This is a genomic window from Haladaptatus sp. HS23 (assembly GCF_056892285.1).
In genome coordinates this window covers 376,752-389,360 of the sequence record NZ_JBXGLH010000002.1, presented here as the reverse complement: position 1 = coordinate 389,360, position 12,609 = coordinate 376,752, and the positions used below count along the sequence as shown (strand labels likewise).

The following is a 12,609-nucleotide window of genomic DNA, read 5'->3' as shown; positions in this document are numbered from 1 at the left end:
AATTCGCGGTTCGACTATCGTTCCGTCCCGTGGAACGGTCTCCCACTGGAGAGCTACCCCGACAAAAAATGGGTGAAAGCGAAACCAGAGATGGAATGACGATACTGGTGAAAGTACCACTGTATGGTGGAGGACGATTCCTCGAAACGATCGATCGACGATGTGAGGAGCGACGGCTCCGGCACCCGACTCGTCATCGACACCGCGGACTCACTCTCGCGCACGCTTTCGATCCTCTCCGACGAGGAGATTCGATACATCATCTATGTCCTCCTTCAGCACGACGAAACCACCATTTCGCTGTCACGGCTCACCCGTTCCGTCTCGACGCTCGTCAACGTGGAAAACCGGTCACGACTGCGCGACCGGATGGTTCACCGGCACCTCCCCCGACTCGGGTTCGTCGGCATCATCGACTACGACCTCACCGGCGACCCCCACATCTGGCTCTCCACGAACGCGGACATCGTGGACAAGGACCTTCTCTACGACCTCGTGGAACGAACGTATCGATACGAGCAGAAATAACCCGTCCTCGGAGCGGGTTCAAATGGCTTTCTCACTATACGAATCCTGATAGTGTAGGATTATTTCCCACTTGCTGACTGAACGGTCGGATTGGGAGCAAAAGTATCTTAGCTATCGTCTCCGTTCGTATCCCAACCATGACCGAATCGTTTTCGAACGGGACTTCGTCTCCCCCCTCTCCGCTCCTCGAGAGCGAAGGCGAGGAAACGACGGCATTTTTCAGACACGTCGTTCGGGACGCGCTCGACGCAGTGGTGACGCTCTCCGAGGACGGGACCATCGTATTCGCGAACCAGGTGGCGGGGCAACTCTTCGGCTACGACGGCGATGACCTCCTCGGGACGTCGATACGGAAACTCTTTCCCGAACGCCATCGAGACGCATATTTCACGGAGTTCCGCGAGCAAGTGACGGCCGACTCGACGGCCGAACACACCGGCCTCGAACGAACCGGCGTGCGTCGTGACGGGGAGGAGTTTCCCCTCTCCTTTTCGCTTCGGCAACATCGGTATCGCGACGAGACGTTGTTTACCGCAACGGTGCGGGACATCTCGGAACAGAAGCGGCAACAGAGGAAACTCGGAGCGGCGACCCAGAAATACCGGACGCTGGTCGATACCGCACCAGACGCCATCTTTCTGGCCGACGCGGAGACGGGGGAGATTTTGGAGGCGAACCGGGCGGCGGCGGACCTCCTCGACCGACCGGTCGAAGAGATAGAGGGAATGCACCAATCCGACCTCCATCCCGACGACGAGTTGGAGCGGTACGAGGAGTTGTTCGAACGGCGAAACGAAATCGTAGAGCCGGTCATGGACACGCGCAACCTCACGGTGGTCGATTCGAACGGAAATCACATTCCGGTCGCTATCAACTCGAACGCCACCGAACTGAACGAGCGACGCGTGATTCAGGGGATTTTCCACGACATCAGCGACAGAAGACGGCGCGAGCAAGCGCTCAATCGGTTACACACGACCACTCACGATATGCTCGAAACGTCGGTCCCGGAGGAAATTTGTCGGCATGCGGTGGATACCGCGGCGGAAGTACTCGACTTGCCCGCGACCGGTATCTATCTGCTCACCGAGGATACGGGCACCCTCGAGCCAGCGGTGTTGACCGAACGCGTCGAGAACCTGTTCGACGGTGACGTACCGACGTACACGTCCGACGATGACCTCGCATGGGACGTGTTCGAAACGAACGAACCGAGAGTCATCTCCGATTTCGAAACGACGCCGAGCGTGGCGGACCGGGATACGCCGGTTCGAAGCGGTATCATCGTCCCGCTCGGTGACCACGGAATCTTCATCACCGCATCCACCTCGCCGCGCGATTTCGACCGAATCGATTTCGACCTGCTTCGGGTGTTGGCCACGAACACCGAGACGGCATTGAACCGTGCGGAACGCGAACGCGCCCTCGCCCGCCAGCGGGACGAGTTGACGACGCTGAACCGCATCAACGCCATCGTTCGGGACATCAATCAGGCCCTCGTCGCCGCGCCGTCGCGCGAGGAGGTGGAGCGAACCGTCTGTGAGCGGTTTGCCGATTCGGACGCCTATCACGGTGCCCTCATCGCGACGCACTCGTCGGCGAAGGAGGGGTTGACGGTTCGAACTGCTTCGGGAATCGACGACGAATATCTGAACATAATCGCGGGGTTAGGACCCGAAACGAAAGCAGGGGGTGCCGGGACCGCACTCCGGACGGGAGAACTCAACGTCGTCGAGGACGTGTCGACATTGTCGGCGTTGCCGCAGTCGTTACGATCCGCAGCCAACGAACGCGGGTACGGTTCCATGGCGTGTATCCCCATCAGTTACCGCGGGACAACGTACGGCGTGTTGGTCGTGTACGCGACCAAACTGACGTCGGTCACCGACCGAGAACGGAGCGTGTTCAGCGAGTTGGGAGAGACCATCGGTCACGCCATCAACGCCGTCGAGAGCAAGAAACTCCTCTACTCGGACCGCGTCCTCGAACTCGAATTCTCGATAACGAACACGGGGTCGTTCTTCGTCGTCACGTCCGAGGAACTGGGATGTTCGTTCGAACTCGATGGCGTCGTCCCGTCAGTGGACGACGTGTACCACTTTTACGTGACGTCGAGCGGCGTCGCCCCGGAGAAGGTCATCGAACGGGCGGCGGAATCCCCCAAAATCGAACGCGCTCGTATCATTCGAAAGACGGGCGACGAGGCCCTGTTGGTGGTGTCGTTCCACGGAACCGAAACGGCCGCCCAAGCGCTCATCGAACGCGGGGCCTACGTCCGACGGGGGTCGATAGAGAACGGAAAGGGAAACATCGTCGTCGAAGTTCCGGCGAACACCCACGTTCGGCACTTCTCGGACGCCGTCGGAGCGGTGTACTCGGAGGGAAGTCTCCTCTCGAAGCAGTCCAGTGAGCGGCCGTTCCACTCGACCTCCGAGTTCTACCACGAACTCGGTGAAACGCTCACCGAGCGGCAGGCGGGAATCCTACAAGCCGCATATCTCGCGGGGTACTTCGAGTATCCGCGTGCGAGTTCCGGGAAGGAACTGGCCGAGACGCTCGACATCTCCTCGCCGACGTTCCACCAGCACCTGCAGGCCGCGGAACGCAAACTCCTCACGCTCCTGTTCTCAGGTCGCCCCCGTATAGACTGAATCCGATACCTCAGTACTGAGGCAAAGGACTGGTACCATCACGATGGCTTGTACATGTTGATGAGCGACTCGGAAGACCCAAACGACACGCATCTCGATACGAGTCGACGACATCCCGAGGAGGAGCGTGATAGCTCGTTCCCACCTGGGACCGTAGAGCGCATCTTATCCGAACCCGAGCGACGTGACCTGTGTAGCTACCTCGTCGACACCCCGCTGGCGACGATGGACGACCTCATCGACCACTTCGTTCAGCAGGGTGACTGCACCCGCGAGACGGCGATGATTCGCCTCCACCACGTTCACCTCCCGATGTTGGAAGACTGTGGGATTCTGACCTACGAAGCGCGGAGCGAAACCGTTCGATACTGGGGTCACGAGGAGGTCGAACGCCGACTCGAACTCTGTAACTCCGTTTCGGATATGGGAACCTGCTCGTCCGACGATGTGACCGACCGTCCGAAAAGCCGAACGTAAGCCGATTAGGCATTGCGGTACCGATGGCGGCTTTTTCCGTGCTTGACGACGCCCAGAGACATCCCAGTCGCTACACTGTCGGTGTCGTTCGACGCGGCCAACCGTCCGACACGTTTTTGGTGGAAAGGAGCGCTGTCGAGGCTCAGTTCAGCCCGAAGGTACCATATGAATTCGAATAACCACATACGTGTGAATGGCGTGCCCTCTTTGGGGTGGATTGAAATGTCAATGGACGCGGTCGTATACCAAGGACCGCACGACGTAGACGTAGAAGAGGTAGACGAACCGGAAATCGAACATCCGAACGATGTCGTCATCGACATTACGACGACGGCCATCTGCGGGTCGGACCTTCACATGTACGAAGGCCGAACCGACGCGGACCCGGGTATCGTTTTCGGTCACGAGAACATGGGTGTCATCGAAGAAGTGGGCGACGGCGTGACGACGCTCGAAGAGGGCGACCGCGTCGTCCTTCCGTTCAACGTCGCCTGTGGGGTCTGTAAGAACTGTGAAAACGGCTATACCGGATTCTGTCTGAACGTGAATCCCGGCTTCGCCGGTGGTGCGTACGGGTACGTCGCCATGGGGCCGTACAAGGGTGGGCAAGCCGAAAAGCTCCGCGTGCCCTTCGCGGACTTCAACGCCCTCAAACTCCCCGAAGGAACGGAACACGAGGACTCGTTCATCCTCCTCGCGGACATCTTCCCGACGGGATGGCACGGGACGGAACTCGCGAACCTCCAACCCGGCGAATCCGTCGCCATCTTCGGTGCCGGACCGGTCGGACTGATGGCGGCCTACAGCGCCAAAATCAAGGGCGCGGCCGAGATTTACGTGGTCGATAGGGTGGATAGCCGACTCGAACTCGCCGAACAACACTGTGACGCGACGCCCATCAACTTCGAGGAGTCGGACCCCGTCGAACAGATAAAGAACATCCACGGCGGCGGCGTGGACAAGGGCGTCGACGCAGTCGGGTACCAAGCGGTGGACCCCGACACCGACGTCGGCGACGACGCCTACGACCCGGCGCGGGAGAACCCGGCCGTGGTCCTCAACCAACTCATTCAGGTCGTTCGAGCGACCGGACAACTCGGCGTCCCCGGCCTGTACGTGCCTTCCGACCCCGGTGCGCCGGACGAGATGGCGGCACAGGGTCGCCTCGGCATCGACTTCGGGAAGTTCTTCGAGAAGGGACTGAAGGTGGGCACCGGACAGTGCAACGTCAAGGAGTACAACCGCCAACTCCGCGACCTGATAATCCAGGGTCGTGCCGACCCGAGTTTCGTCGTCTCACACCGCGTGGAACTCGAAGAGGCACCCGAGATGTACGAACGCTTCGACAACCGCGAGGAAGGTGTGACGAAAGTGCTGCTCGAACCCTGAGAGCGGGAGACGAACCCGAGACGACTCTTCTTTCGACGCGTACCGGCTAGCGACATCGGTTCGACGTGACGAGCGCGTGGTATGCGAAACAGTAATAAAAGACTTTACTCGTATGTGGAATAGTTAATGAGCATCCGGCCCCTCCATTCACGTGGTGGATGGCACATGGAAATTCGGGGACCACGGGGCGCACGTCGGGGCGAACAGGAGCGACAGCTGATGCAGCTCGCTCGGCTAGAGCGCCAGATACACGACCAACGCCGAAAAATCGCCGAACTGGAGCGGGTACGGGACACGATGATGCGCCTGCCGTCGAGGTCGGTATCCTACGAGGGGACCTGCGCGGAGTGCGGTGTCGGCGTCATCGTCCGCGACCACGACTCGCTTCGATGCACCTCCTGTGGGTTCCAGTGCCACCTGTGACGGTCGACTATCCTTCGTCCTCGACCTTTTGGGCGTACCGTTCGAGTTCGCCCGCGAGTTTCCGCGCCTCGTCGGGCGACAGCGACACCGTTTCCGCGTGAGCGGGGAGGTTGTCGAGCGACGTGTTGTCCAGTTCGAGTTGGAGCAACACCTCGTCCGGGTTCTTACGGGGCGTTTTGACGTTCAACACGGCCATGGCTTCGTCCGTCCAGCCGTGACCCTCCGCGACGGCGTCCAGCAGGTCGAACGTCGTGTAGGCCGTCACCGAGAGCACGCGGTCGGCCATCTCAGTCGTCCCCGGACACCGCGCGAGACGGACGCCTTCGGCGCTGTGACTCGCCGACTTCGGACGCTCCTTCGCTGCGTTCAGTCATCGGAAACCACGTCCGACGGGCTGTTCGGGGCCGGACTGTCCTCTCGGGCGTCGTTCTCGGCGTACGGGTACCACGTCTGCTTCGTGTTGTGCATGTACGGGTCCTCGTAGCTGGTCTCCTCGGGACTGGCCAGCGTTTCGAGTTCGTCCGCGTGGAGCGTGTTCACGAACTCGCGGAACGTCTGTCCGTCCTCGCGGCGGGCCGCGTAGCCGTCCACGAGGTTTCGAATCGCGCCCGGCACCTCGTCCACCGCGATGCGCTCCTGAATCCACGTCGCGAAGCTCGGGTCCTTGCCGAGGCCGCCGCCGACGCCGATGTCGAGGGCTTCCACGGTTTCGTCGTTCTTCCGCGTCTTCATGCCGCGGAGGCTGATATCGGCGATTTGCGGCTGCGCACAGGAGGCCGTGCAGCCTGAGAGGTGGATGTGGAAGTTCTCCACGTCGTCCGGAAGCTCGACGTTCTCCTTGAGCCAGCGCGAGAGGCGCACTTGGCGGTTCTTCGTCTCCACGATGGAGAGCGAACAGAACTCCGTCCCGGTGCAGGCGATGGACCCGCGCTGGAAGGGGTGCGGGTCTGGGCTGTAGCGCTCCAAGAGGGGTTCGTCCAGCATGGCGTCGAGGCGCTCTTCCGGCACGTCCATCAGGATGACGTTCTGACGCTGGGTGAGGCGCGTTTCGCCGGAGCCGTACTTCTCGGCGATGTCCGCCATCTCTATCATCTCCTCCGCGCCGACGCGACCGACGAGGACGTTCAGGCCGACGTAGTAGTTGCCGTCCGGTTGCTCGTGGACGCCGACGTGGTCCGCGTGGCCGTGGTCGTCCGGGACGCCCGCGTTGTACGAGTACTCCTCGCGCAGGTCCTCGCCCGCAGTCTTGAGGTAGAAATCCACGTACTCCTCCTGCAACGTCTTACGGACCTTCTCCGGCCCCCATTCGTCCACGAGGAACTTGATGCGGGCGCGGCGACGGTTGTCGCGGTTGCCGTAGTCGCGGAACAGTCCCGAGAGGCCGCCGAGGATGGGCGTGACCTCGTCGGGTTCGGCGAACACGTCGATATCGCGGGCGAAGCGCGGTTCGCGGCCCGCCAGTCCGCCGCCGAGGCGGATGTTGAAGCCGCGGACGGTTTCGCCGTCGATCTCCTTCTGTGCGGGTTCGATACCCACGTCGTTGATGTCGCCCTGTCCACAGCCCTCGCGGCAGCCCGTCACCGACACCTTCCACTTCCGCGGCAGGTTTTCGTACTCGGGGTTGCCCTTGAAGTTCTCGTTGAGGTCCTTGACGACGGGGAGCGCGTCGACGAACTCGCGTTTGTCCTTTCCGGCGACCGGACAGCCGACGATGTTCCGCCACGAGTCGCCACAGGCCTGTTTCGTGGAGAGGCCCGCCTCGTCCAAGCGGTCCCAGATTTTCGGCACGTCTTCGATGTTTATCCAGTGCAGTTGAACCGCCTGTCGCGTCGTCACGTCGGCGTAGCCGTTGCCGAACTCGGGGTTCGCGGCCGGGCCGGTGGCGAAGTCGCGAGCGATTTCGCCGATGACTCGCAGTTGTCCCGGTTCGAGGACGCCGCTCGGCGGCCCGATTCGCATCATGAAGTAGCTTTCTTGGCCGTCGCGCTGGTGATATAGCCCCCACCATTTGAACCGCTCGAACCACGCGTCGTGTTCGTCCTCGGGGATGGCTTCCCAGCCCTCCTCGGCGAAACGACGCATGTGGTCACGAATCTCCTCTCCGTAAACCTCATCCTTCCATTTCTCCACGTCGGTAGGCATAGGGGTCCCTACAGACGCCACCCGTAAACAACCGCCCTCCGCGTCAAGGTCCGCCGGGGGTCAGAAATACCGGCGATTTTTGCACCGACCCGCGACGAGACGGTCTCCGTTCAGCCGCGAAAACGCGTCTTCGACGGACGGTGGAGTTGCTCGTGGTCTACCGTCCGAAATTCGTCGCTCCGTGGCACGGGTCGTCCGATGCGGAGCCACCCCGTGGTGTTCCGTTCCCCGCAACCGATACACTGTCCGGCGGCACGGGCTTCGACCCACGGCCCATCGACGCCGATGTCGGTGAACACTTCCACGAGGAACAACGCGACGTCACAGTCACAGACCTCGTGGTCCACAAGCCGCCAAACATCGCTTACGCCGACGATTCGCGTGTTGTTCACGTTGACCCACGCACCCTCGTCCAGCGTCCGAACCGCAGTCACCATGCTTCATCTCCTCGGTACCGAACCCTCAATACATCGGCCGGCGCAATCCCCGCCGAATCGCCTGACGCGTCACGGAAGGTCGAACGCCCGGTACGCTCGTCCTCGCGGCCTGAACACGGATAATCCTCGTAATTTACTGGTTGAAGGTACCCCGCGTTTCTTGCCGCTACTCAGCAGCAGTGGCCGGAATTACGGGTAGAGTCGTGATTTAGGGGATACACGACATAGCGGGTTGTGATGACCATACGCTATTCAGCCACGCGCCGATTGACGGATAGGTCGGTCGCCGAAACGACGGACGGGCAGTTCACGACGCGAGGTGTCGGTCGGTGAGCGAAAAACCGGTCACGGAACAGAAAGTCAGTGAACCCCGCGACGACGAACACCTGCAGAACGTCCCCGACGGTGCGGGATGCACGGAAATCTGGGAACACCTCTCCGACGACCGGGACGAGGAGAACGAAGAACTGGAAGAATGACCGAAGAGACGGCGCTCGTACTAGTCGGGCACGGTTCACACCGGAACTCTGGGTCCGCGAGACCGGTGTACGACCACGCCGACGAGATTCGCTCCCGCGACGCCTTCGCCGAGGTACGCGAGGCGTTCTGGAAGGAGGCCCCCTCGCTCCGAAACGTCCTCCGGACGGTCGAATCGAGCGTCGTCGTCGTCGTTCCCGTATTCACGAGCGAGGGCTATTTTACCGAACAGGTGCTGCCCCGCGAACTCCGCCTGACAGACGGGTGGGACCTCGACGTGGACAAGAGGGTCCACTACGCCGACCCAGTCGGCACGCACGAGTCGATGGCCGACGTCATCGTTCAGCGCGCGGAGCGCGTGACCGGCGACCCGTTCGTCGGTTCCGGCGTCGGATTGGCAATCGTCGGCCACGGCACCGAGCGCAACCCGCGGAGCGCGAAGGCGACCCGCCACCACGCGAACGCCATCGACGACGGCAGGCGATTCGACGAGGTTCGGGCGCTGTTCATGGACCAAGCGCCGTACATCGACGACCTGACGGACCACTTCGAGAGCGACGAACTCGTCGTCGTCCCGCTGTTCATCGCGGACGGCTACCACACCCAAGAGGACATCCCCGAGGACGTGGGACTGACCGACGACGCGGCAACGGGCTACCCCACCCCCGCCGAGGTGGACGGCAAACGGGTCTGGTACTCGGGTGCCGTCGGGACGGAACCGCTCCTCGCGGACGTAGTCATCGAGCGGGCACGCGACTGTCTCGCGGCCGAAAGCGGTGGAACGCGGACCGGCGACACGGACGGAGCGAGCGGTGACGCCGAGGCCGAGCGAAGCGAGGCCGAGGCGGCCCGCGACGCGTTTTTGGCCCGGATAGGAGCGGACTCGCCGCAAACGTGGGGCCAACTCTTCGTCGCGGCCACGGAAACCGACGACGGACGTCGGTACGAACTGCGGCACGTCGACGACCGCGACGCGGACCCCGAAGACCTCGACTCCCACGCGGACCCGACGGAAACGCGGGACGCCGTACGGTTTACCGACGACGGCGAGTATCGACCGCTGGCGACGGCGGCGACGCTTCCGTCGGGATGGGTGCTGTCGAACCTCGCCGCACCCAACCTCCTGCGAGCGGTGGAGTTCGTCTACCCCACCTCGATTGCGAACTGGTATCGAGAGGAGAACGGGGAACTCGACGTGACCCACTTCCGGGAGACGGCGGCCCGACAGACGGGCATTTACGCGGACATCGGGGACCTCGACCGCGACGCGCTCGACTACGCCGTCGAAGCGTGTTGCGTCGACGGGCAGTGCTGTGCCCGACGGAAGTGGGACGCGACGGCGGACGACGAAATCGACGTTCCGCGCGGGGACGGCGCGTTCCCGTGCCGGGAACCGTGTTCGATGTTCGTCGCCGCCGCGCGGGAGTTCCGCGACATCGAGGCGAGCGAATCGGACGAAACGGAAACCGACGAACCGAACGAATCGGACGAAACGAGCGGCGCGAACGACCCCGAGGGCTACCGGGCGCGGTATCAGAGCGCGAAACGATGCGGAGGCGAAACGTGAGTATGTACACTGGAACAGTCTATTTAGTCGGTGCAGGACCGGGCGACCCGGAACTGCTGACGGTAAAGGCGCGGAAACTGCTGGACGACGCGGACGTCGTCTGCCACGACAATTTAGCGGACGACCGAATCGTCGACTCCTGTCCCGATTCGACGGAGCGAATGTACGTCGGCAAACGCCCCGGCCCGGACGGCGAGCGGACGACGCAGGAGGAGATAAACCGCCTGCTCGTCCGACTGGCCCGCGAGGGCAAGGACGTGGTTCGACTGAAGGGCGGCGACCCGACGGTCTTCGGGCGCGGCGGCGAGGAGGCCGAACACCTCGCGGCCGCCGGAATCGACTTCGACATCGTGCCGGGCATCACGAGCGCGGTGGCCGCGCCGGGCGTCGCCGGGATTCCGGTTACGCACCGCGAACACGCCTCCTGTGTCACCGTCGTCACGGGGCACGAGGACCCGACGAAGGCCGAAAGCGCCCTCGACTGGGACGCGCTCGCCGCGACGGTTCGGGCGGGCGGGACGCTCGTGATTCTGATGGGCGTCCGCCGACTGCCTGACAACGTGGCCGCGCTGTGTTCGGCGGGCGTCCCGGAGGACACCCCCGCCGCGATGGTCGAACGGGCGACCCGCGAGGACGAGTTCACCGTGACGGGCACGCTCGATACCATCGTGGACCGACGGGACGAGGTGGGCATCGAACCGCCCGCCGTCACCGTCGTCGGCGACGTCGTGTCCGTTCGTGACCGCGTAGTGGAGTATCTCGACGGAACGCCGTCCGTCGGCGTCCCGTCGTTCGCGGACACCGTCGTCTCGGAGCGAGGTGTCGAGTGATGGGGGACGACTTCCGAAACCTCGTCGGGCACGTCGGTTCGGGGCCAAAATCGGCCGACGACATGGACTACGAGCAGGCCAAATTCGCGTTCGGCGAAATCCTGTCAGGCGACGTCTCTCCCGTCGCGCTCGGCGGCTTCTGGGTGGCAAACCGCTGGAAACGGAACACGCCCGAGGAACTCGCCGGGTTCGTGGACGCGATGTGCGAGGAGACCGTCTCCGCTGCCCCGGACTGCGACCCGGTGGACTGCGGCGCGAACTACGACGGCAAGTCGAGGACGGCCCTCCTCGGCGTCGCCTCGGGACTGGTCGCGGCGGCCGCCGGAACCCCCGTCGCCGTCCACAGCGGCGACCGCGTGCCCATGAGCGACGGGTGCGCCTACCGGCACGTCCTCTCCGAACTCGGCGTAGACACCGACCTCGACCCCGAGACGAGCGCCGAGATGACCGACGAAGTGGGCTTCGGCTTCTACGACCAAGCGCGGTTCAACCCGACCGTGGCCGCCCTCGAAGACGACAGGCGCGCCCTCGGCGTGCGGACGTTCGTCAACACCATCGAAACCCTCGCCAACCCGGCGGAGGCGTCGGTTCACCTCGGCAGTTTCTTCCACACGACCTTCGGCGAGCGCGTCATCAACACGTTCGCCGAGAGTCGAACACAGGAGATAGACCGCGTCCTCATGTTTCAGGGACTGGAGGGCTACGACGACGTTCGACCGGGACACACGACGTACGTCGAGTGGGACGGCGCGGAAATCGAGACGGACCGACACGAGATGGAGTTCGACGGCGACGCCCTCGACGTCGACGACGTGCCGACCGACTCGGCGCGAATCACCGAGGAAGTCCTCTCCGGCGAGACCGATGGCGACCTCGCGGACGCCGTCGCGTTCAACGCCGCGCTCCGTCTGTACGCCCGCGACGACGTCGAATCGATAGACGACGGCGTGGAGCAAGCGCGTGACGTGCTCGCCGACGGGTCCGCCGAGGACCGTCTCGTCGCGCTCCGGCAGTTCGACGCCTGATCAGATATCGAGAACTCGCGTCACGATTCGCTCCGCTTCTTCTCTCGCGTCGTTTTCGCTTTCCGCGCTCCAGACGGCGTCCGATTCGACGACCGCACGGATGGCGGCACGGCGCGTCTTCGCGGGCAGTTCTCGCCGTTTCAGGTCGTCACGCAGTTCCGCCGTGACGGCGGTGAGGGTTTCCGAACCGGCCACCACGGGTTCGATTCGCTTCCGGAGTTCGCGGCTCACCGCGGGACTCCGCCCGCCGGTTCCGACGGCGACGACCACGTCTCCGTCGCGGGTCGTGGCCGGAACGACGACACTTCCCGCGTCGCGTCCGCCGCTTTCGTCCGCTCGGTTGACCAGCGTTCCGCGCTGTCTCGCTTCCCGCTCGATTGCTTCGTTCAAATTCGGGTCGTCCGTCGCCGCGACGACGAGCGCGGGCGCGGCCCCGTCGAGCCACGTTTCGACATCCGCCGGGGAGATGGCGGCTTTGACGAGCGAGACGCGTCCGTTCCGCTCGTCGCTGTCCTCCTCGGAGAGCGATTCGAGTTCGTCCGCGAATCCCGTCGCTAATACAAGGACGTCCGTCTCCCGCGCGAACCGGCGCGCTTTTCGATAGCCCACCCGGCCGCCGCCGAAGACGAGGACGCGTTCGCCCCGAAAGTCGTGCAACAGCGG

The 12,609-nt window shown here is 63.4% G+C and carries 13 protein-coding genes and 1 pseudogene; 10 read left to right on the top strand and 4 right to left on the bottom strand.

Annotated features, from left to right (window positions below; translation table 11 throughout):
- Window positions 1-123 precede the first annotated feature (123 nt).
- The 5 genes from AC1XDK_RS08170 (at window position 124) to AC1XDK_RS08150 (ending at window position 5,468) form a co-directional block, all read left to right on the top strand.
- Window positions 124-528 (top strand): hypothetical protein, encoded by a 405-nt coding sequence (locus tag AC1XDK_RS08170; RefSeq protein ID WP_483349333.1) that lies wholly within the window; start codon window positions 124-126, stop codon window positions 526-528.
- 137 nt (window positions 529-665) lie between these two features.
- Complete coding sequence (locus tag AC1XDK_RS08165) at window positions 666-3,179, top strand: PAS domain S-box protein (RefSeq protein WP_483349332.1); 2,514 nt, start codon at window positions 666-668, stop codon at window positions 3,177-3,179.
- A gap of 60 nt (window positions 3,180-3,239) precedes the next feature.
- Window positions 3,240-3,656, top strand: a complete 417-nt coding sequence (locus AC1XDK_RS08160) for a DUF7344 domain-containing protein (RefSeq protein WP_483349331.1) — start codon at window positions 3,240-3,242, stop codon at window positions 3,654-3,656.
- 228 nt (window positions 3,657-3,884) lie between these two features.
- Window positions 3,885-5,045, top strand: a complete 1,161-nt coding sequence (locus AC1XDK_RS08155; protein ID WP_483349330.1) for a glutathione-independent formaldehyde dehydrogenase — start codon at window positions 3,885-3,887, stop codon at window positions 5,043-5,045.
- Between the two features lie 165 nt (window positions 5,046-5,210).
- On the top strand, window positions 5,211-5,468 hold the full coding sequence (locus AC1XDK_RS08150; RefSeq protein ID WP_483349328.1) for a hypothetical protein: 258 nt from the start codon (window positions 5,211-5,213) through the stop codon (window positions 5,466-5,468).
- A gap of 7 nt (window positions 5,469-5,475) precedes the next feature.
- On the opposite strand, the gene AC1XDK_RS08145 is transcribed toward AC1XDK_RS08150, so the two are convergent.
- The 3 genes from AC1XDK_RS08145 to AC1XDK_RS08135 form a co-directional block, all read right to left on the bottom strand.
- Window positions 5,476-5,754: a DUF6360 family protein gene (locus AC1XDK_RS08145; RefSeq protein ID WP_231184198.1), complete on the bottom strand. Its 279-nt coding sequence runs from the start codon at window positions 5,752-5,754 to the stop codon at window positions 5,476-5,478.
- An 80-nt stretch (window positions 5,755-5,834) separates the two neighbouring features.
- Window positions 5,835-7,610, bottom strand: a complete 1,776-nt coding sequence (locus AC1XDK_RS08140) for a nitrite/sulfite reductase (protein WP_483349327.1) — start codon at window positions 7,608-7,610, stop codon at window positions 5,835-5,837.
- Between the two features lie 110 nt (window positions 7,611-7,720).
- Window positions 7,721-8,047, bottom strand: a complete 327-nt coding sequence (locus tag AC1XDK_RS08135; protein ID WP_483349326.1) for a DUF8134 family protein — start codon at window positions 8,045-8,047, stop codon at window positions 7,721-7,723.
- Window positions 8,048-8,376: 329 nt separating this feature from the next.
- On the opposite strand from AC1XDK_RS08135, the gene AC1XDK_RS08130 reads away from it, so the two are divergent.
- From AC1XDK_RS08130 to AC1XDK_RS08110, 5 genes and pseudogenes are all read left to right on the top strand, one after another.
- Entirely contained in the window at window positions 8,377-8,526 is a 150-nt protein-coding gene (locus AC1XDK_RS08130; RefSeq protein WP_483349325.1) for a hypothetical protein, read from the top strand.
- A pseudogene (locus AC1XDK_RS08125) lies at window positions 8,523-9,281 on the top strand (CbiX/SirB N-terminal domain-containing protein); the annotation flags it as partial. The gene AC1XDK_RS08130 and the pseudogene AC1XDK_RS08125, both read left to right, overlap by 4 nt.
- A gap of 105 nt (window positions 9,282-9,386) precedes the next feature.
- Complete coding sequence (locus AC1XDK_RS08120) at window positions 9,387-10,091, top strand: DR2241 family protein (protein ID WP_483349857.1); 705 nt, start codon at window positions 9,387-9,389, stop codon at window positions 10,089-10,091.
- The gene (gene cobA / locus AC1XDK_RS08115) at window positions 10,088-10,921 is read left to right on the top strand and encodes a uroporphyrinogen-III C-methyltransferase (protein ID WP_483349324.1); all 834 of its coding nucleotides are present in this window, start codon (window positions 10,088-10,090) and stop codon (window positions 10,919-10,921) included. The genes AC1XDK_RS08120 and cobA overlap by 4 nt, the downstream gene beginning before the upstream one ends.
- On the top strand, window positions 10,921-11,946 hold the full coding sequence (locus AC1XDK_RS08110; protein ID WP_483349323.1) for an anthranilate phosphoribosyltransferase: 1,026 nt from the start codon (window positions 10,921-10,923) through the stop codon (window positions 11,944-11,946). Before cobA ends, AC1XDK_RS08110 begins: the two co-directional genes overlap by 1 nt.
- Here the strand turns inward: AC1XDK_RS08110 and AC1XDK_RS08105 are convergent, their stop codons facing one another.
- The gene (locus AC1XDK_RS08105; RefSeq protein WP_483349322.1) at window positions 11,947-12,603 is read right to left on the bottom strand and encodes a precorrin-2 dehydrogenase/sirohydrochlorin ferrochelatase family protein; all 657 of its coding nucleotides are present in this window, start codon (window positions 12,601-12,603) and stop codon (window positions 11,947-11,949) included.
- Window positions 12,604-12,609: the final 6 nt, after the last annotated feature.